Raw genomic sequence first — 20,621 nt, 5'->3', positions numbered from 1 at the left:
AGCCGGTGCAGAATGACGCGTATGGCACTCGATCACCCGGGCACGCTCAGCGGCTCTCTCGTCACGCTCGACCCTCTCTCGCTCGACCACCTGGAGGGTCTCGCCGCGGCGAGCTCCGACGGTGAGCTGTGGAAGCTCTGGTACACCACGATCCCAGCACCCGACGAGATGGAGACCGAGATCCGGCGCCGCCTGAGGCTGCAGGACGCGGGTTCGATGCTCCCGTTCACCGCACGTCGCACGGACACGGGCGCGATCATCGGTATGACGACCTTCATGAACATCGATGCGCTCACGCCGCGCGTCGAGATCGGGTCGACCTGGAACGCCGCAAGTGCGCAGGGAACCGGCACCAATCCCGAATCGAAGCTGCTGATGCTGCAGCACGCATTCGAGGTGTGGGGGTGCAGCGCCGTCGAGTTCCGCACCGACCACAACAATCACCAATCGCGCGCAGCGATCGCCCGGCTCGGCGCGAAGCAGGACGGCATCCTGCGCGCCCACCTCCGGCCGGCCGCCGGGTATCAGCGCGACACGGTCGTGTTCTCGATCACCGAGCCAGAGTGGGCCGGCGTGCGGCTCGGGCTCGAGCATCGTCTCGCGAAGCGCCTGGCGGCGTAGCGCTTCAGAGGCTCGGCGGGCCCACGGCGACGGTGACGAGAGCCGCGATCGCGTCATCGTCGAGAGGGGTGCGGCTCAGCGCGCGGAGCAGGAGAGCCCCGACGAGCGCCTCGGAGATGTCGTCGACCGGAGCGCCAGGCGGCAGGTGCGGTTCGCTTCCGAGCGCCGCCGTGAGCCGCGTCGAGACGGCGCCCGACCCCGATCCGGCGATCACGTCGCGCAGACGCTGACCGACATCGGCGTTGTCGGTCGCCGCAGCGATCAGCGAGCGCGCCAGGCTCTCACCCTGCGGGCTGAGCAGTACATCGCCGACGGCGCGCAGCCACGCCGTCAGATCCCGGCGCACATCGCCTGTGTCGGGAACCTCGAGCCGTTCTGCGAGGATCATGCCCTCGAGCAGGGCCTCGGCGATGATCGCGCTCTTCGACTTCCACCACCGGTAGATCGTCTGCTTGCCGACGCCCGCGCGGGAGGCGATGCCCTCGATGGCGAGGTGGTCGTAGCCGCGTTCCGCGAGCATCTCGACGGCTGCCTGCAGAATCGCCTGGCGCGCGGCCTCGCTGCGCACCGGGCCGCTGCGGGATGACGCTGCCACGTGACCTCCATTCAGTAAAGACGAGACGGTCCGTGTTATCTTAGCCCCTGCTGGTCGACGACGAAGGCGGCCCGCCTGATGCGGCCGCCGCGAACTGGGGAGATTGCATGGCCGAGTTGCTGCACCGACTGGGAACCTTCGCCGCGAAACGCGCGTGGACGGTGATTCTCGCGTGGATCGTCATCCTCGGCATCGCCGTCGGCGGGTTCCTCATCGGGTTCAAGGGCCTGAGCTCCAGCTTCGACGTTCCCGGAACCGCCTCCGGCGAGGTGCTCGAGGAGCTCGAAGAATCACTCCCCGACTTCAGCGGCGCCTCGGGAACGGTCGTGTTCCACTCCGAGGACGGGGCGCCGCTCACCGACGCTCAGCGATCCGACATCTCGGAGCTGGCCGAGGCAGCGAAAGACCTGCCCGACGTGGCAGACGTCATCGACCCGTTCGAAGCCCAGCAGCAACTCGAAGAGCAGCAGCAGCAGATCGTCGACGGACGCCAGCAGATCGCAGACGGGCGAGCGCAAGCCGAAGCCGGTCAGCAGCAGCTCGACGCCGCCCGCGCGCAGATCGCCGAGGGGCAGGCGCAACTCGACGCGGCCGGCGCCCAGCTGGCAGCGATCGAGATGCCAGAAGAAGCGCGAGCGCCCCAGCTCGCACAGCTCGAAGCGCAGCAGCAGCAGCTCGACGCCGGGAACGCCGAGCTCGACGCGCAGCAGGAGCAGCTCGACGCCGGCATCGCCGAACTCGACGAGAACCAGGCGAAGCTCGAACAGGGCGCGGAGCTCGCCTCCTACGCCGAGAAGATCGGCGTCGTATCGGCCGATGAGGCGACCGCGCTCGTGAACGTCTCCTTCACGGAGCCCCGGCTCGACCTCTCGCAGGAGACGAAGGACGCCGTGGTCGAGCATTTCGAAGGCACGCCCGTCGACGGGGTGCAGGTCGCGATCTCCACCGACATCTCGCAGGGCGTGCCCGAGATCCTCGGCGTCGGCGAGGCGGTCGGCGTCGTCATCGCGGCCATCGTGCTCATCGTCGTGCTCGGCTCGATCCTCGCCGCCGCCTTCCCCATCGTCACCGCACTCGTCGGCGTCGGCATCGGAGCCATGGCGACGCTCGCGTTCTCCGGCGTGACGCAGATGGCCTCGGTCACCCCGATCCTCGGAGTGATGCTCGGCCTCGCCGTCGGCATCGACTACTCCCTCTTCATCCTGTACCGGCACCGCAAGCAGATGCTGCAGGGCGCCGGCGTCGTCGAATCGATCGGGCTCGCCAACGGCACCGCGGGCAACGCGGTCGTGTTCGCAGGCACCACCGTGATCGTCGCCCTGCTCGCGCTGAACATCACGGGCATCCCATTCCTCGGCCTCATGGGCACGGCAGGCGCCGTCAGCGTCGCCGTCGCAGTGCTCATCGCGATCTCCCTCACCCCGGCGCTGCTCGGTCTCGCCGGCACGCGCCTGCTGAGCAAGAAGGCCCGTGCGCGGGCTTCGATCGCAGCGGCCGGCGAACCGGGCACCGCCCCCGACGTGAATCGCGGCGTGAAGCCCATGACGAACCTGCGCGCCGTCGTCACGGCGGTCGTCGCCACGGTCGTGCTGCTCGTCATCGCGATCCCGTCGATGTCGATGCGTCTCGGTCTGCCCGACGGCGGGTCGGAGGCCGAAGGCTCGACCGCGTACGAGGCGTACACGTTGACCGACGAGGCGTTCGGCGAGGGCGCGAACGGGCCGCTGCTCATCACCGCAGATCTGCCCGAGGGGCTCGACGACGACGGAGTGCTCGACGCGCAGCTCGCCGTCGCACGCGAGCTCGCCTCCATGGACGACATCGATGCGATCGCTCCGGTTGCCGTCTCGGACGACCACCGTCTCACCGCCTTCCAGGTCGTGCCGGCCGAGGGGCCGAACAGCCTGTCAACCGAGACCCTCGTGCGCGACCTGCGCGAACTCCCGCCCGTCGACGGCGAGATCGTGCTCGGGGTGGCCGGCCAGGCCGCCATCAACATCGACATCTCGGAAGGGCTGCAGGAGGTGCTGCCGCTGTACCTCGTCGTCGTCGTCGGCCTCTCCTTCCTCATCATGGTGATGGTGTTCCGCTCCCTCGTCGTGCCACTCATCGCGACCGGCGGCTTCGTGCTGTCGCTCTTCGCGACGTACGGGGCCGTCACCGCGGTGTTCCAGTGGGGCTGGCTCGGCGAGTGGCTCGGGGTGCACAACCCCGGCCCGATCCTCAGCTTCCTGCCCGTGATTCTCGTCGGCATCCTGTTCGGGCTCGCGATGGACTACCAGCTCTTCCTCGCGACCGGCATGCGCGAGGCCTACGCCCACGGGGCGCCCGCGAAGCTCGCCGTCGCGCAGGGATTCCGGGCCGGTCGCACTGTCGTCATCGCGGCAGCCATCATCATGGTGGCCGTATTCGGCGGGTTCATCGCATCGGATTCGGTGATGATCAAGTCGATGGGCTTCGGCCTGGCGCTCGGCGTGCTGCTCGACGCGATCGTCGTGCGCATGCTGCTCGTGCCCGCGCTGATGCATCTCGTCGGGCGCGGCGCCTGGTGGCTGCCGAAGTGGCTCGACCGCATCATCCCGAACGTCGACGTCGAGGGGTCGGCGCTGGAGCGCCGCCACCCCGTGCACCACTAGCGGCGCGGCGCTGCCGCGGCCGCGCTGCCGCGCTGCCGCTGCCTCCTCAATCTGCGAGCGGGGTCACTTTGGGAGTGTGTCGCTCAGGAATGATCTATGACACGCTCCCAAAGTGACCCGCCGAGGAGAAATGGGTGGTCGCTCAGGCGACGCTGGTCTCCCTATCCGAGGTGTGCCCGCGCAGCTTCTATCGCCATGCCGAGGCCGACGAAGAAGCTGTGCGGGTCGTCGACGTCGGAGTCGAGAACTTGCAGAACAGTCCAACCTGCTTCGACCATGCTGCGGCGCCGTTGCAAGTCGAACCGCGCTTGATCGGGGCTCGAGAAGTGGTATCGACCTTCGTACTCAATCGCGATACGCAGTTCGGGGTAGCCGAGATCGGCATGGAACGTCCGTGCTCGCGTCGGCACAGGACAATTCACTTTCGGCTCCTCGAAGCCGGCAAGAATGATAGCAATTCGCAGAAAGCTTTCCGGAGGAGAATCGACCGGCGCGCGGAGTAGCGCGAGTGCGCGCGTGCGGAGTGGTCCGCCCACCGTGGTCCGATGGCGCTGGTGAGCATGTCGGAGCTCCTCGAGCGAGCAGAGTGGTGCGGCCCGCCCGCCCGGTGCGCCTCGGATTCGCGCGCCGGAGATCAGAAAATCTCCCGCGGCGACGAGGCCGGCGAGTGTAGTCACCGGGCCGAGCTGGCACCAGATATCACTGGCGGACGGAAGGGTGAGGCCGTGGTTTTCGGTCCACTGGAGTATCCCGCTCTTCACTCGGTGACCGTCGATGAGACGGTGCCGGGGTGCGCGTTGCGGCCAAAAGGAAGCGACATCGACGAGCCCCTGAGGGTGCGGTGGATGCGGAATCTCTAGCAGTGCTGCGGCAGATCGACGCGACAGGAAGAACTCCTGCCTGAGCGTCATTCCCACCGCGATGCAACGGTCGCGGTAGCTGAAATCGTCGTACTCGAAATTCGGGTGCAGCACGATCCCGCGCCCGATCCGGCGCACATCGTTTGCACCGAGACGTTTCGAATGCACTCCGGCCTGAATCAGCTCCGCGGAGCGATAGGCGCCGGGAGGAACATTGATGGTGTGCCGCCGTGACATAGTGCAAGCATCACTCTGCGCGGAATATGCCTGAGTCGAATATCAGTCTTGGTGGATATGTGGCGCGGATTCAGCGCTCCGGCAGGATGTGGGGGGAGAACCGCTGCACCCGGGGGAGGGTGCTAAACACGCCCCTTTCCCCCGCCCCATCGCTTCCGTTGTTCGAGCCGGGTCACTTTCGGAGCGTGTCGACACGCTCCAGAAATGCGACACGCTCCCAAAGTGACCCGGCTCGTTGAAGTGCGGGGCGCCGCGGCCGCAGCGCAGCGGGGCGCAGCCGCGGCCGCCGCCGCTGCAGCGCAGCGCTACGCGCCAGCGCGGGCGCGGGCCGCGGCGCCGTGCTCGAGCGGTGCGAGGCGCTGCAGCTGGGTGACGTGGGCGGGCTCGAGCTCCGCGATCGAGGCGACGCCGAGCAGCTTCATCGTGCGCTCGATCTCGTCGCGCAGGATCGCGATCGTGCGATCGACCCCGGCTCGCCCGCCGGCCATGAGTCCGTAGAGGTAGGCGCGTCCGATGAGGGTGAACTTCGCCCCGAGTGCGATCGATGCGACGATGTCGGCGCCGTTCATGATGCCGGTGTCGACCATCACCGTTGCGTCGCTACCGACCTCGCGCACGACCTGCGGCAGGAGGTGGAACGGGATCGGCGCCCGGTCGAGCTGGCGGCCGCCGTGGTTCGACAGGATGATGCCGTCGACGCCGAGGTCGATGAGCTTCGCCGCGTCCTCGACGGTCTGCACGCCCTTCACGACGAGCTTGCCGGGCCACATCTCGCGGATCACCTTGAGGTCTTCGTAGCTGATGGTGGGATCCATCGCGGCGTCGAGCAGCTCGCCGACGGTGCCGCCGGTCGTGGAGAGTGACGCGAATTCGAGCTTGGGGGTGGTGAGGAAGTCGACCCACCACCACGGCCGGGGGATCGCGTTCACGATGGTGCCGAGGGTGAGCTGCGGCGGGATGGAGAATCCGTTGCGCTTGTCGCGCAGCCGGGCTCCGGCGACGGGCGTGTCGACGGTGAACTGCAGGGTGTCGAATCCGGCTTCCGCGGCGCGGCGCACGAGGCCGTAGGAGATCTCGCGATCCTTCATCACATACAGCTGGAACCAGTTGCGGCCGTGGGGGTTGGCCGCTTTCACGTCTTCGATCGACGTGGTGCCGAGGGTGGAGAGCGTGAACGGGATGCCCGCGGCTCCTGCGGCGCCGGCTCCCGCGGTCTCGCCTTCGGTCTGCATGAGGCGGGTGAACCCGGTCGGGGCGATGCCGAAGGGCAGGGCTGATGATCCGCCGAGGACCTGCACCGAGGTATCGACGTTCGCGGCGGGCTTCAGGATGCCTGGGTGGAACTCGACGTCCTCGAACGCCTGACGCGCGCGGGCGAGGGAGAGCTCGCCCTCTGCGGCGCCGTCGGTGTAGTCGAACGCCGCTTTCGGAGTGCGGCGCTTCGCGATGGTGCGCAGGTCGTTGATGGTGAGCGCGGAGTCGAGGCGGCGCTTCTTGCCGTCGAACTCGGGGCGCTTGAACTGCATGAGGTCGAGAAGTTCGGAGGGGTTGGGGAGTTGACGCTTCATGTGAGCTGCCTCTCGGGTTGGGGTCGGGTCGGCGCGGTGGACCGGAACGCTATGCCGCCTGGCCGGCGGGGTTGGCCGGCTCACGTGCGGGCTCCTCCTCGACGTGGGCGACGCGCTTGATGAAGAGCGATGCCACGACGGAGATCGCCGCGCAAATAGCGACGTACAGCGCGATCGGCCACCACTGGCCGCCGCTGATCTCCAGCAGCCAGGCGCCGATGAGCGGGGCGGTGCCGCCGAAGATGGCCGCACCGAGCTGGTAACCGAGGGATGCGCCCGTGTAGCGGACCTCGGGGGCGAAGTTCTCGGCGATCAGGGTGCCGAGGATCGCGTTCACGCTGCCCCACAGGAAGCCGAAGCCGAGGATCGTCGCGACGAACAGCGCCCAGGTCTCGCCGGTATTGAGGATCAGGTAATAGGGGACGACGAGCACGATGGTGGTGCATGCCGACCAGCGGTAGAGGGAAGCGCGGGAGACCCGGTCGGAGATGCTGCCGAAGATCGGCATCCATACGGTTGCGACGAGCGCGGCTGCGGCGATAGCCAGCAGTACGACGTTGTCGCGGGCGCCGAGGATGTCGGTCGCATAGGCCACGATGTAGGTGCCGAAGATGTAGAACGGGCCGGTCTCGGCTGCCTTCGCACCGATAGAGACGAGCACAGCGCCCCAGTGCTTCGTGACGACCTCCTTGATGGGAAGTTTGAGGCGCGCCCCGGTCTCCTGCACGCGCTTGAACTCGGGGGTTTCGTCGAGGCCGTTGCGGATCCACAGTCCGATGAATACGAGCACGATGCTGGACACGAACGGTATGCGCCAGCCCCACGTCATGAACTGGCCGTCGGGCAGTTGAGTGAGCAGCGCGACCACTCCGGCCGCGAGCAGCATGCCGATGCTGATGCCCATCTGCGGCACCGCTCCGTACAGGCCGCGACGGTTCTTGGGGGCGTACTCGTAAGCGAGCAGCAGCGCACCGCCCCACTCGCCACCGATGCCGAGGCCCTGCAGAATGCGGAAGCAGATGAGCAGGATCGGCGCCGCGATCCCGATGGCCGCGTAATCGGGCAGCAGGCCGATCGCGACCGTGCCGCCGCCCATGAGCGTGAGTGTGATGAAGAGCGTCTTCTTGCGGCCGATGCGGTCGCCGATATGAGAGAAGATGATGCCGCCGAGCGGGCGGAAGAAGAAGGTGAGGGAGAACGACACGAAGGCGAGCATCGTGGATATGAATTCGTTGTCGTTCGGGAAGTAGAGCTTGTTGAACACGAGCGCGGCGACGGTGCCGTAGACGAGGAAGTCGAACCACTCGATCACGCTGCCGCTCAGACTGCCGAGGAGCACACGGTAATTGATGCCGGGTGTCGCATCGGGTCGGGTTGCGGTGGACGTCATGTCATCTCTCCCTTGAGATCTGCGGTCGTGAAGATGTCATCTCTGCGAAACAATTGTGGTCGGACCATGTGGTAGGACCACAAGTAGTGTAGGTCGCCCGTTCGCCGGTCGTCAATTCGCGCGAGGTGCAGTCGCTTCAGGCGGTGGGCTCGCGGTGGGCTCCGACTCAGCGAGCGGTCTCGACGTAGTAGCCGCGGATGTGCGCCCGGATTCGTTCGACGGCAGTGTCGCGCTGGCCGTCGCGCATGCTCTCGAGAATGCTGCGGTGCTCGGCGCGCAAGCGCTGCGCTGTGCGCGCCCAATCGGGGAGCGACTGAGCGCGTTGCAGCGTGTGATCGGCGATAGAAATGCGCAGGGCGTCCATCAGCGTGCTCGTCAGCGGGTTGTTCGCCGCGAGGGAGAGCAGCACGTGGAACTCAGCATCGAGGGCGAGGAACTCTTCGACCGAGAGTTCCGGCTCATCCATGCGGTCGAGGAGGCGGCTTGCGCCATCCCAGTCACCGCGCGCGGGATCGGAGTGCTCTGCTGCCCAGCTCTCCAGCAGCAGACGCATCTCGTAGATGTCGTGATGCTTCACCTGGCTCGTCGCGAGCTGCAGGTTGAGTGCGAGAGTGAGTGCCTGCTCGGGTGAGGCCGTGATCACGGTGCCCGATCGCGGGCCAGATCCTGTGGCGGTGCGAATCGTGCCCAGCGCCTCGAGAACGCGCAGTGCTTCGCGCAGTGAACTGCGGGAGACCTGCAGCGTCTCCGCGAGCGCGCGCTCGCCCGGCAGATGGTCGCCGATGTGGAGCCGCCCGCTCCGCAGCTCCTCCGTCACCCACTCCATGACCGCCTCGTGAGCCTTCATCGCCATCGATTATCGCAGCCGGTGTCGTTGTGCGAAGTCGAGCACCCGTTCCGCTCGGCGCGCAAGCGGGCCCCCGCGATGCAAGCGTCGGGGAGTTGACGGGTAACCATGACTGAAACCTAACGCGAAGCGGGGGTGTAACGGATGGGGGCGGTGGATCGGGCCACGACGGCGCGCAGCTCGGCGAGGCCCGGGCCGATGAGGCCGAGCGTCTGCGCCTGGATGAGCAGGTTGCCCATCGCGGTCGCTTCGACGGGGCCGGCGAGCACTTCGAGGCCGGATCGGTCGGCGAGGCGCTGGCAGAGCAGGGTGTTCTGCGAGCCGCCGCCGACGACGTGGATGGTCGAGACTTCGCGATCCGCCAGTCGGCTCGCCGTCTCCACGGCGTCGGCGAATGCCACGGCGAGGCTCTCCGTGATCGAGCGGACGATCTCGGCCCGCCCCTCGGGTGCGCGTTCGCCGCGTGCTTCGAACCAGCGCACGATGCGGTCGGGCAGGTCGCCGGGCGGCATGAACTGGGGGTCGTTCGCGTCGAAGACGGGGATGGGGCCGGTGACCGATGCTGCGTCGGCGAGCAGTTCGCCGAGCAGGCTGGATCGCTGCGCGTTCGTCGCACCGGGCTCCCAGTGCCGCAGCGACTCCGAGAACAGCCATGTGCCCATGACGTTGTGCAGGAAGCGCGTGGTGCCCTCGATGCCGCCCTCGTTGGTGAAGTTCGCGAGGCGGGCGGCGTCGGTGAGCACGGGAGCATCGAGTTCGAGGCCGACGAGGCCCCAGGTTCCGCACGAGATGTAGGCGAAGTCGGATCGCGTGGCCGGTACCGCTGCGACGGCGGAGGCCGTGTCGTGCGAGGCGACCGCGACGACGTCGATCGCCCGGCCGATGACCTTCGCTGCGTCTCCGGTGACGGGCCCGAGGCGGGTGCCCGCCTCGATGAGCTGCGGCAGGATGCGCGCGGGAATGCCCGCCTCTTCCGCGAGTTCGAGATCCCATTCGCGTGATCGCGGATCGAGCAGCCCGGTGGTCGATGCGTTGCTGCGCTCCGCGGCCTCCACTCCGGTGAGCCAGTAGTTCAACAGGTCCGGCACGAGCAGTGCGCGGTCGGCCACGTCGAGCAGGCCGTCCTCTGCGGCGAGCTGGAAGATCGTGTTGAAGGTGAGATGCTGCAGGCCGTTGCGGGCGTAGAGGCGCTCGGCCGGTACGCGCGCGTGCACGGCTGCGACGCCGGCTTCGCAGCGCGCATCGCGGTAGTGGTAGGGGATGCCGAGCAGGCGGCCGTGACGCAGCAGGCCGTAGTCGACCGCCCACGAGTCGATGCCGATCGACGCGATCTCCCCGGGTGCGCTGCGCTCGGCGGTGGCGAGCCCCTGCAGCGCCTGGTGGTAGAGCTCGAGGAAGTTCCAGTGCAGGCCGTCGCTCGTGCGCACGGGGTCGTTCGCGAAGCGCGCCACGTGCTGGGTGCGCAGTTCGGCTCCGTCTGGGCCGTGCTCGATGCGGCCGACGATGACGCGCCCGCTCGTCGCCCCGAGGTCGACTGCCGCGACGGCGCGACCGGCGGCCGGAGCGCCGACGTCGGCGCCGCCGACCGCCGATCCTGCAGCCGCGTCGCTCATCGCAGGAACGCCGCGGCGACGCCGGAATCGACGGGGATGTGGAGACCGGTGGTGCGGGTCAGCTCGGGGCCGGTGAGCACGTAGACCGCGTCGGCGACGTTCTCGGGCACGACCTCGCGCTTCAGGATGGTGCGGTTCGCGTAGAACTGGCCGAGATCCTCTTCCTTGACGCCGTAGGTCGCGGCGCGGTTGGCGCCCCACCCCGCTGCGAAGATCCCGGATCCGCGCACGACGCCGTCGGGGTTGATGCCGTTGACGCGGATGCCGTGCTCGCCGAGTTCGACGGCGAGGAGCCGCACCTGGTGGGCCTGGTCGGCCTTGGTGGCGGAGTACGCGATGTTGTTCGGGCCGGCGAAGACGCTGTTCTTGGAGGAGATGTAGATGACGTCGCCCCCGAGCTTCTGCGCGATCATGGCGCGTGCGGCGGCCTGGGCGACGAGGAAGGAGCCCTTCGCCATGACGTCGTGCTGCAGGTTCCAGTCGGCTTCGGTGGTGTCGAGCAGGGATTTCGAGAGCGAGAGCCCGGCGTTGTTGACGACGAGGTCGATGCCGCCGAATGCGAGCACCGCGGCGTCGATCGCGCCCTGTACGGCTGCCGCGTCGGCGACGTTCGCTGCCACGCCGATGGCGACGTCTGCATTCCCGAGCTCGGCTGCTGCGGCCTGCGCCTTCTCGAGGTCGAGATCGGCCACGACGACGCACGCGCCCTCGGCGGCGAGGCGCGTTGCGATCGCCTTCCCGATGCCGGAGGCGGCGCCGGTGACGAAGGCGATGCGGCCCTGGTGCGACTTCGGTTTCGGCATGCGCTGGAGTTTGGCCTCCTCGAGGGCCCAGTACTCGATGCGGAATTTCTCTGCGTCGCTGATGGGGGCGTAGGTGGAGAGCGACTCGGCACCGCGCATGACGTTGATGGCGTTGACGTAGAACTCGCCGGCGACGCGTGCGGTCTGCTTGTTCGCGCCGTAGCTGAACATGCCGACGCCCGGGATGAGCACGATGAGCGGATCGGCGCCGCGCATGGCGGGGCTCGTCTCGTCGGCGTGCGCCTCGTAGTAGGCGCGGTAGTCCTCGCGGTATGCCGCGTGCAGTTCGTGCAGGCGATTGATCTGATCCTCGGCCGTGGCGGTGGCCGGCAGATCGAGTACGAGCGGCTTCACCTTTGTACGCAGGAAGTGGTCGGGGCAGCTCGTGCCGAGCGCCGCGAGCGGGGCGAGCTTCTCGCGGGACAGGAAGTCGAGCACGGCGTCGGAGTCAGTGAAGTGCCCGACCATCGGCTTGTCGGTGCTCGCGATTCCCCGCACCACCGGCGCGAGCTGGGCTGCGCGGGCGCGGCGCTCGGTCTCGGGAAGAGGCTCGAATCCGGCGACGACGCCGCCGAAGGGTTCGGGTGCGCCGTGCTCGGCGATGTAGGCGGCAGCGGTGTCGATGATCCAGAGCGAATTCCGCTCGCTCTCCTCGCTCGTGTCGCCCCAGGCCGTGATGCCGTGGCCGCCGAGGATGCAGCCGATCGCCTCGGGATGCTCCGCCTTGATGGCGGCGATGTCGAGGCCGAGCTGGAAGCCGGGGCGGCGCCAGGGCACCCACACGACCTTGTCGCCGAAGATCTTCGCGGTGAGCGCTTCGCCGTCGGCTGCGGTCGCGATCGCGATGCCGGAGTCGGGGTGCAGGTGGTCGACGTGGGCCGCGTCGACGAGGCCGTGCATTGCGGTATCGATCGACGGCGCCGCGCCGCCCTTGCCGTGGAGGCAGTAGTCGAGGGCTGCGACCATTTCGTCTTCGCGCTCGAGGCCGGGGTAGACGTTCACGAGTGCGCGGAGGCGGTCGATGCGCAGCGCCGAGAGCCCGGCGGCGGTGAGCGTGCCGAGGTCGCCGCCGGAGCCCTTGACCCACATGAGTTCGACGTCTTCGCCGGTCACGGGATCGGTGGTGAACCCCTTCGCCGACGTGTTGCCGCCCGCGAAGTTCGTGTTCTTCTTATCTGCGCCGAGTCGGTTCGAGCGGGCGATGAGTGCCTGGGCGGTGGGGTCGGTCATGGGTGCCTCCGGAGCTGCCGTTTGTTGCTTCGTGTGAATTTAACACGAAATAACATGGCCGACAAGCGATCGTGCATCATCGGATCTCGACGAGGTCCCGATACGGATCGAGCCTGGGATCTGCGGGGTCGAGTTCGGTGATGAGCGTCGAAACGTCGGAGAGTTCGAGCGCCATGCCGGTCGAGCGCTTTCCGAGCTTCGACGAGTCGGCGCAGAGCACGGTCGCGTCGGCGGACTGCGCGAGGTGGCGCTTCACCTCGGCTTCCGCGAGCGACGCTTCTGAGGTGCCTCCCTCCGGGCTGATCCCGTCGGAGGAGGTGAAGAACACGCGCGTGTGCAGGAGGCGCGCTCCGGCGTTCGCAATCGGGCCGACCAGGCTGCCGGTGATCGCCTCGTGCGCACCGCCCGTCAACTGGGCCTCCACGCCGCCGAGACGCGCGAGCAATTCGAAGGTCTGGACGGAGTTGGTGCACGCGGTGAGCGCGCCGTGATCGCCGAGCATCTCAGCGAGGGCGTTGACCGTCGTCGATGCGTCGAGGGCGATCGCACCTCGGCGGGGCACGAGATCGAGCGCCTTGCGCGCGATCGCGCGCTTCGCGCTCCCGCGGGTCGCAAGCCGTTCGTCGTAGCTGCGCGGGCCGGTGGCGGGCACGGCGCCCCCGCGCACCCGTCGCACCGATCCCTCGACCTCGAGCATCTCCAGGTCGCGCCGAATGGTCATCGTCGAGACGTCGAACTGCGTCGCGGCCTGCTCGATGGAGATCTCACCCGCGGTGCGCGCGAGTTCGACGAGTTCTCTGCGCCGCCGCTCTCCCTCGATGCTTCCGTTCACGGCCATGTCTCTGAGCTTAGTGACCCGGCGCTACTACGCTAGGACCACCATGGTCTCCCTCGCCGCCGAAGAACGACGCGCCTGGCTGCTGCAGCGGCTCAGTGCGCTCCAGCGCGTCTCGCTGGCCGAGGCCGCATCGGAGCTGGGCGTCAGCGAGATGACCGTTCGCCGGGACCTCGACGGCCTGGAGCTGGGCGGCACCATTCGACGGGTACGCGGCGGCGCCATGTACACCGGTCCCGTGAGCTTTCACGGCCGCGAGCAGTCTCAGGCCGCCGAGAAGGCGACCATCGCCGAGAAGCTGCTTCCGCTCGTGCCGACCAGCGGAATGATCGCGCTCGACTCGTCGACCACGATGCATCAGCTCGCTCAGCGCATCTCCGGTTCGGGAGACCTCACCGTCGTCACGAACGGGATGCTCACCTTCCAGGCGCTCCAGGAGCGACCCGGCTTGACCGCCGTGCTCACCGGAGGAGCGGCCGATCGACGAAGCGACTCGCTGGTGGGGCCCGTCACCACGGGCTTCGTCTCCCGCGTCCACTTCTCGGCGTTCTTCGCGTCTGCCGCTTCCCTGGACGAGCGGGGCTGCCATGAGAGCACGCTCGAGGAGGCCGAGGTGAAGCGGGCGATCGCGCGTGCTTCGGAGCGCGTGCTGATCGGCGTGCACAGCGAGAAGCTCGGCAGTGTCTCCGTCGCGCACGCCGTTGATATCGATGAGATCGACACCCTCGCGACCGAGCTCGCCCCCAATGCTCGTGATCTCGCGGCGTTCCGCCGCCTCGTCTCCGACTTGCGCTGACGCGCCGAGGCGGTGGTCCGGGTCCGTGGGGCCGGGGTGCGCCGTTGCGTCATCGTTACTTCACAAAAGTTGACAAAACCTCACATCTTGTAACACACTCATGTCTTGAAGGTGACGCCACGATGACGTGAGGAGCGTGCAGCAATGTCCCTACAGGACGTATCGACGGCCACCGGCCGCGGGGCAGGTCTGTCATTGCAGGTCGACCGGCTGGTGAAGGAATACCCCGGGGTTCGCGCACTCGACGGCGTCAGTCTCGACCTGCGGCCCGGTGAGGTGCACGCGATCATCGGCGAGAACGGTGCGGGCAAGTCGACGCTCATCAAGACCCTCTCGGGCGCCATCGCCCCGACCAGCGGCACGATCACCGTCGATGGGGTGGTCCATGAGCGGCTCACGCCTCAGCTGGCCAGGGAGCTCGGGATCGCGGTGATCTACCAAGAGTTCACGCTCTTCCCGAACCTCAGCGCATCCGAGAACGTCTTTCTCGGAGAGTTCATCATGAAGGGGCCGGTGCTCGACCGCAAGACCATGGCGGCGAGATCGCGTTCGCTCTTCGAGCGACTCGGAGTATCGATCGCGCCGAACGCCCTCGTCGAGACGCTCACCACCGGCTACCAGCAGATCGTCGAGATCGCGAAAGCGCTGTCGAAGGAGGCGAAGCTGCTCATCATGGACGAGCCGTCAGCGCCGCTCACCGCCTCCGAGGTCGACGCCATGTTCGCGATCGTCGACGTGCTCAAGCGCGAGGGCATGACCATCGTCTACATCTCGCACCGCATGGAAGAGGTCTTCCGGCTCTCCGATCGGGTCACCGTGCTGCGCGACGGTCAGTACGTCGGCACGGTCGACACCCCCGCCACCGCGAAGCGCGAACTCATCTCGATGATGGTCGGCCGTGAGCTCGGGGAAGACTACCCGACGCGCACGAACGTGCTGACCGAACCGTCGCTGACGGTGACCGGCTTGACCGGCAACGGCGTGCGCGACATCAGCTTCGTCGCGCGAAAGGGAGAGATCCTCGGGTTCGCGGGTTTGATCGGCGCCGGTCGCACCGAGCTCATGGAGCTCGTCTTCGGGGCGAAACGGCCGGAATCCGGCACGGTCGACCTGCACGGCAACTCGGTGCTCTCGCTCAACCCGATCGCGGCGATCAGGAACGGCATCGCCCTGGTCCCTGAAGACCGCAAACGGCACGGCCTGATCCTCGAGTTCTCGATCGAGCAGAACATCTCCCTCCCACGGCTCCCGGCGATGTCGCGCGCCGGCGTCATCTCGACCGCGGCCGAGCGCGAACTCTCCGACCGCTACATGCGCGAGCTGCGCATCAAGGCGCCGAGCGGCGCCGAGATCGTCGGCAATCTGAGCGGCGGCAATCAGCAGAAGGTCGTGCTCGCGAAGTGGCTGGCCACGAGCCCGGAAGTGCTCATCTTCGATGAACCCACCCGGGGCATCGACATCGGGGCGCGGCATGAGATCTACCTGATCATGAACCGGCTCGCGGAGGAGGGGAAGACGATCCTGATGATCTCCTCCGATATGGAAGAGCTCATCGGCATGTCCGACCGGGTCGTCGTGCTGCAGGAGGGCCTGCAACGCGGGCTGCTCGAATCGGAAGACATCACTCAGGAAGCCATCCTCACGCTGGCTTCGGAAGGAGACCTCGCATGATCTCGAAGTTCCGACCGCGACTGCACGAGCTCGGGATCGTGCTGGTGCTGGTGCTGCTCATCATCGGTTTCAGCGCGCTCTCCCCGAACTTCTTGGACGCGAACAACCTGTTCAACATTCTTCGCCAGGTCACGACGCTCGGGATCGTGGCCGTGGGATTCGCGTTCGTGCTGCTGACCGGCGGCATCGACCTCTCCGTCGGCTACCAGATCTCGTTGTACGTCGTCGTGTGCGGCATCATGATGGCGCAATTCGACGTTCCCTGGCCGCTCGCGATCGTACTCGTGCTCGTGCTCGGCGTCGTGATCGGGCTGATCAACGGGCTGATCATCACCCTGACGGGTGTGGCCCCGCTGATCGTCACCCTCTCCATGATGACGATCCTCAACGGCGTCAGCTACCTGCTCTCCAAGGGCCTGCCGATCTCCGGCTTCCCGAGCGGCTTCTCCGTGCTCGGGCAGGGCGCCGTCATCGGCATCCCGATCTCCGTCATCGTGCTCGCCCTCGTCTGGGCGATCGGGTACTTCATCGCGAATCAGACCTGCATCGGTCGGTACTTCTACGCGATCGGCAACAACGTCGAGGCGGCGCGCCTGTCCGGTGTGAATACGCGACGCACCCTGCTGCTCGTCTACGCAGTGAGCGGCCTCTTCACCGCCGTCGGCGCGATCCTGCTGCTGTCCCGACTGAACTCGGCGCAGTCGGCCACCGGAGCCGGGTTCGAATTCAGCGTGCTGACCGCGTGCGTGCTCGGCGGCGTGAGCGTCATGGGCGGGCGCGGGAGCCTGTTCGGTGCGTTCATCGGCGTGCTCATCGTCGGCGTGCTCGACAACGGTCTCGTGCTGCTCAACGTCAGCGAGTACGTGCAGCTCGTGATCAAGGGCCTCATCCTGCTGGTCGCGGTGATCTACGACGCCACCTCGAAGCGCTCCGGCGGGCGGCGCAAGCAGATCGGTGGCGTGTCCATCTCACGAGGGCCGACGGCTGAACCGAAGACCGCGACCGTCCCCCTCTCCTGAACCCTCCGTTCTCACGGAAACCAACGAAAGGAACCCCATGAAGAAGATCACTGCGATTGCGGCGACAGGAGCACTGCTGCTCGTTCTCGCAGCGTGCAGCTCCGGCGGGAGCAGCGCCGCTCCGGCCGACACCGAATTCTCGGTCGGCGTCACATTCTCCGATCTCTCCAATCCCGTCTGGGCTGAGCTCGTGCAGGAGGCGCAGTCCTACGGCGCCGAGGAAGGCGTCGAGGTCAACTACGTCGACGCCAAGAGCGATGCAGCCACGCAGGTGACGCAGATCGAGAACTTCATCCAGCAGGATGTGGACGCGATCATCATCTGCGCCGTCGATTCGGAATCGCTCAAGGCGGCGACGCAGAAGGCGCAGGACGCGGGTATCAAGATCGTCGGGTACACCCAGGTGCTCGACAACTACGACGCCCAGTACCTGGTCGATGCATACGAGACCGGGTACGCGAACGGCGAAGCCGCAGCGGAGTGGATCAACGAGAACTACGGCGATGAGGACGTCGTCGAGTGGGCGCTGATGGACCTGCCGACGTTCCCCGAGATCATCGATCGCGCGAACGGCATCAAGGACGCCGTGGAGGAGATCGCGCCGAACGCCGAACTCGTCGCGACGAACTCCGCGCTGACCGCCGAGGAGGGCGTGACGAACGCCGAGAACTTCCTGCAGGCCAACCCCGATCTGAAGATGATCGCCACGATCGGCGGCGGCGGCGCGCAGGGCGGCAACGAGGGAGTCAAAGCGAGCGGGATCACCGACTTCGACTCCTTCGGACTGTTCGGGATCGACGCCACCCAGATCGAGATCGAGAACATCATCAAGGGCGACCCGCAGAAGAGCTCCATCAGCCTCGGCGGCGGCAAAGCGCACGGGCGGACGCTGATCGACATCACCTCCGACCTGCTGAACGGCGAAGAGGTCGAGAAGGACCAGTTCATGCCGATCACCGTGATCGACGAGAGCAACGCGCAGGACTATTTCGACGAGATGTTCGGCGGCTAATCAGATATCTGGGGCGGCGCGAACCGGATCGGGTCGCGCCGCCCTGTCACTGCCCGCACCGTCGCGCGACGGCAGGCGAACGTCGAGGAGACAGACACATGACACGCATTCTTGCGGCCGGAGACTTGTTCATCCGGTCGACCCGTCTTCGCAGCGCGATCGAACTCGCCCTGAGCGGGGCTGGGGGCCCGGGATCCGAGATCGAGGTGAGGGAGATCGAGTTCCCGTGGCCCGACGCGCCGTTCGGGCGAGTGGGAGAGGTCGATGAGGCCTCGGGGACGGAGGAGGAACTCATCGAAGCGCTCGACGGGGTCACCGCCATCGCCACGCAGCTCGCGCCGCTCACGGAACACGTACTCGCGGCCTGCCCAGACCTGCGTCTGATCGCGGTCTCGCGCGGCGGCCCGACGAACGTGAACCTCGACGCGGCGCGGGCCCGCGGAGTCGCCGTCGCGAATGTCCCGGGCCGCAACGGCATCTCCACCGCCGAGATGACGATCGGGCTCGCGCTCGCGCTTCTCCGCCGCATCCCGCTCTCGCACAACACGCTGCTGTCGCACGAGTGGCGGGGAGAGTTCTATCGGCATGAGGAGGTCGGCGGCGAGGTCAGAGGGTCGACCATCGGGCTCCTCGGCGCAGGCGCCGTGGGCGGGCACGTCGCAGGTGTCTTCGCAGCCATGGGAGCCGACGTGCTCGTCTACGATCCGTACGTGCAATCAGGATCACTGGGCTCCGGCGTGCGGTCGGCGCCCAGCATCGAGGACGTCTTCGCGCAATCGGATCTCGTATCCGTGCACGCGCGACTCTCTCCCGAGACGACCCATATGGTCAATGCCGAACGGCTCGCACTCATGCGCCCGGGTTCGCGTCTCGTGAACGCCGCGAGGGGCGGCCTCGTCGATTACGACGCCGTTGCCGATGCCGTGGAGCGCGGGCACCTGGCGGGCGCCGCGTTCGACGTCTTCCCCGAAGAACCGGTCGACTTCACGCACCGCATCTTCGGCCTGGCGGCCGCCGGGCACGACATCGTCTTCACCCCGCACATCGCCGGAGCGAGCCGTGAGACCGCGGATCGCGCGGCAGACGGCGTGGCGGAGGAGATACGCCGGTATCTCTCGGGCGAACCGCTGCTGCACCCGCTCGTCGAGGCGCCGTCCCCCACGATCACCCGAACCGCGCCGAGCCCGACCGCGCTGGGGCGGTAGCCTGCTCTGGCCCGTGCTGGGCAGGGCGCGACCGTCACCGGACCCTTCGACGAAGAGGAACTCACCCCATGACCCAACTGCTGCTCGGCATCGACGTCGGTACGAGTTCGGTGAAAGTGGTCGCGACGGATCGGGCTGGCATGCTCGTCGCCGATGCGTCGCAGCGATACCCGACCGCGACCGCTGGCGCGGCCGCCGAGCAGGATGCGACGGCGTGGTGGGAGGCGGTCTGCGCGTTGACGCGGCAGGTCGTCGCCGGAAGAACGGTACGGGCGGTCGCCGTCACCGCGCAGGCTCCGACACTCGTGCCCGTGGATCGGAGCGGATCGCCGACGTGTGCGGCGCTCACGTGGCTCGACCGGCGGGCGACGGCCGAAGCTGAGCGGATCGCGGAGATCGTTCCCCATTCGCGCAACGGCGCGGATCCCTTCTTCGGTACCGCGAAGCTGCCGTGGCTCGCCGCGCACCGGCCCGAGGCGCTCGCCGCCGCGGAGCATGTGCTGTCTGCGAACGGCTTCATCGTGCGCCGTCTCAGCGGCGTCGCCGCGCTCGACGACACGACGGCCGCACTCATGCAGGGGTTCGACGACGAAACCGGTGCCTTCGACGCGGCGCTGCTCGATGCCGAAGACTCGCTCGCATATCTGCCGCCCATCGTGGCCGCGCGAACGATCGTCGGCACCGTCACACTCGAGGCAGCCCAGGCGACCGGCATCACCGCGGGGGCGAGCGTCGTCGCCGGAGGCATCGACTCGATCGGTTCAGCGCTCGAAGCCGGCGTGGTCGAGGTCGGCGATCCGCTCGTCGATATGACCGGGTTCTCGAGCGTCACGATTCTCGCGGTACCGCGCGGCACACGCGTTCCCGGTTTCATCCACACGCGGCACTGCGTGGCGGACGTCGATCTGCTCATCACGGCGCAGGTGACCGCGGGCGCCACCATCGACTGGGTGAACGGCCTCGAAGGCGCAACGGACCTGCGCGAAGACGCCGTGCTCCTGCAGCTGCCGAGACCCGGCGAGCTCACCATGGTGACGAGCCTCGCCGGCGAGCGCACGCCGGGGTGGAATCCGCACTCCCGCGGAGTGATCGACGGCATATCGCTCGCGACGACCGCCTCTGATCTGATGCTCGCCGCGATGGAGGGCAACGCCCTCGCCCTGGCTCGCGACATCGCGACGGTTCGCGAGGCGGGGTTCCCGATCGATCGCGTCGTATCGACGGGCGGCGGGTCGGCATCGCGCGCCTGGTCGCAGATCAAGGCCGATGTGCTGGGGGTGCGCGTCGATCATCCCGCGAGCGGGCACGGTGCGGCGCAGGGGGCGGCCATGCTTGCAGGAATCGCGACGGGCGCGATCGACTCGCTCGACGCGATCCGCTCGCACGGTCGTGAACTCGAGGCGAGCTTCACGCCGGACGCCCTGTTGACAGCGGCCTACGCGGAACGGACTGCTCACTTCGCGACCCTCAGCGCCCTGAACGACCGCCGCCGCTGAGCCGCGCGAATCGACTCGCCCTCTGCCCCGTCGCGGAGACCCTGCCACCACCGACCCCGGCCAACTTCCAGCGGGGTCACTTTGGGAGGGTGTCGCGGTCGAATACCAGCATGACACCCTCCCAAAGTGACCCGGCTCGCTTGGCGGCCCGGCTCGCTTGGCGGCCCGGCTCGCTTGGCGGCCCGGT

Annotated in this window: 16 protein-coding genes; 8 read left to right on the top strand and 8 right to left on the bottom strand. The window is 67.7% G+C overall.

Going from position 1 to position 20,621, the window contains the following annotated elements:
* Positions 1-21 precede the first annotated feature (21 nt).
* Complete coding sequence (locus ABFX18_RS03920) at positions 22-621, top strand: GNAT family N-acetyltransferase (protein WP_090146032.1); 600 nt, start codon at positions 22-24, stop codon at positions 619-621.
* Positions 622-625: 4 nt separating this feature from the next.
* Here the strand turns inward: ABFX18_RS03920 and ABFX18_RS03915 are convergent, their stop codons facing one another.
* The gene (locus ABFX18_RS03915; RefSeq protein ID WP_346057463.1) at positions 626-1,216 is read right to left on the bottom strand and encodes a TetR/AcrR family transcriptional regulator; all 591 of its coding nucleotides are present in this window, start codon (positions 1,214-1,216) and stop codon (positions 626-628) included.
* Between the two features lie 107 nt (positions 1,217-1,323).
* Here ABFX18_RS03915 and ABFX18_RS03910 point away from each other — a divergent pair, with 107 nt between their 5' ends.
* Positions 1,324-3,852, top strand: a complete 2,529-nt coding sequence (locus ABFX18_RS03910) for an MMPL family transporter (protein WP_346057462.1) — start codon at positions 1,324-1,326, stop codon at positions 3,850-3,852.
* Between the two features lie 161 nt (positions 3,853-4,013).
* Here ABFX18_RS03910 and ABFX18_RS03905 read toward each other — a convergent pair whose 3' ends face one another.
* From ABFX18_RS03905 to ABFX18_RS03875, 7 genes are all read right to left on the bottom strand, one after another.
* Entirely contained in the window at positions 4,014-4,949 is a 936-nt protein-coding gene (locus tag ABFX18_RS03905; RefSeq protein ID WP_346057461.1) for a hypothetical protein, read from the bottom strand.
* A gap of 305 nt (positions 4,950-5,254) precedes the next feature.
* A complete protein-coding gene (locus ABFX18_RS03900; protein WP_346057460.1) occupies positions 5,255-6,517 on the bottom strand; it encodes an alpha-hydroxy acid oxidase in 1,263 nt (420 codons plus the stop codon).
* Between the two features lie 49 nt (positions 6,518-6,566).
* Positions 6,567-7,907, bottom strand: coding sequence for an MFS transporter (locus tag ABFX18_RS03895; protein ID WP_346057459.1), 1,341 nt, complete (start codon positions 7,905-7,907; stop codon positions 6,567-6,569).
* Between the two features lie 166 nt (positions 7,908-8,073).
* Positions 8,074-8,754 (bottom strand): FadR/GntR family transcriptional regulator, encoded by a 681-nt coding sequence (locus ABFX18_RS03890; RefSeq protein WP_346057458.1) that lies wholly within the window; start codon positions 8,752-8,754, stop codon positions 8,074-8,076.
* 119 nt (positions 8,755-8,873) lie between these two features.
* Positions 8,874-10,367: a rhamnulokinase gene (locus ABFX18_RS03885; protein ID WP_346057457.1), complete on the bottom strand. Its 1,494-nt coding sequence runs from the start codon at positions 10,365-10,367 to the stop codon at positions 8,874-8,876.
* On the bottom strand, positions 10,364-12,400 hold the full coding sequence (locus ABFX18_RS03880; RefSeq protein WP_211649795.1) for a bifunctional aldolase/short-chain dehydrogenase: 2,037 nt from the start codon (positions 12,398-12,400) through the stop codon (positions 10,364-10,366). The genes ABFX18_RS03885 and ABFX18_RS03880 overlap by 4 nt, the downstream gene beginning before the upstream one ends.
* A 76-nt stretch (positions 12,401-12,476) precedes the next feature.
* Positions 12,477-13,238, bottom strand: a complete 762-nt coding sequence (locus ABFX18_RS03875) for a DeoR/GlpR family DNA-binding transcription regulator (RefSeq protein ID WP_200330547.1) — start codon at positions 13,236-13,238, stop codon at positions 12,477-12,479.
* A gap of 43 nt (positions 13,239-13,281) precedes the next feature.
* On the opposite strand from ABFX18_RS03875, the gene ABFX18_RS03870 reads away from it, so the two are divergent.
* The 6 genes from ABFX18_RS03870 (at position 13,282) to ABFX18_RS03845 (ending at position 20,434) form a co-directional block, all read left to right on the top strand.
* Positions 13,282-14,031, top strand: coding sequence for a DeoR/GlpR family DNA-binding transcription regulator (locus ABFX18_RS03870; RefSeq protein ID WP_211649797.1), 750 nt, complete (start codon positions 13,282-13,284; stop codon positions 14,029-14,031).
* A gap of 144 nt (positions 14,032-14,175) precedes the next feature.
* Complete coding sequence (locus ABFX18_RS03865) at positions 14,176-15,702, top strand: sugar ABC transporter ATP-binding protein (protein WP_346057456.1); 1,527 nt, start codon at positions 14,176-14,178, stop codon at positions 15,700-15,702.
* Positions 15,699-16,721 (top strand): ABC transporter permease, encoded by a 1,023-nt coding sequence (locus ABFX18_RS03860; protein WP_346057455.1) that lies wholly within the window; start codon positions 15,699-15,701, stop codon positions 16,719-16,721. Before ABFX18_RS03865 ends, ABFX18_RS03860 begins: the two co-directional genes overlap by 4 nt.
* 37 nt (positions 16,722-16,758) lie before the next feature.
* Positions 16,759-17,733 carry a sugar ABC transporter substrate-binding protein gene (locus ABFX18_RS03855; RefSeq protein ID WP_346057454.1) on the top strand — a complete coding sequence of 325 codons (975 nt, stop codon included), beginning with the start codon at positions 16,759-16,761 and terminating at the stop codon, positions 17,731-17,733.
* 98 nt (positions 17,734-17,831) lie between these two features.
* The gene (locus ABFX18_RS03850) at positions 17,832-18,938 is read left to right on the top strand and encodes an NAD(P)-dependent oxidoreductase (protein WP_346057453.1); all 1,107 of its coding nucleotides are present in this window, start codon (positions 17,832-17,834) and stop codon (positions 18,936-18,938) included.
* Positions 18,939-19,006: 68 nt separating this feature from the next.
* A complete protein-coding gene (locus ABFX18_RS03845) occupies positions 19,007-20,434 on the top strand; it encodes a xylulokinase (RefSeq protein WP_346057452.1) in 1,428 nt (475 codons plus the stop codon).
* Positions 20,435-20,621: the final 187 nt, after the last annotated feature.

This window comes from Leucobacter alluvii, from assembly GCF_039530485.1.
Taxonomy (GTDB): domain Bacteria; phylum Actinomycetota; class Actinomycetes; order Actinomycetales; family Microbacteriaceae; genus Leucobacter; species Leucobacter alluvii.
Note: the sequence above shows the minus strand (reverse complement) of the source record. Positions and strands in the feature narration are given on the sequence as shown.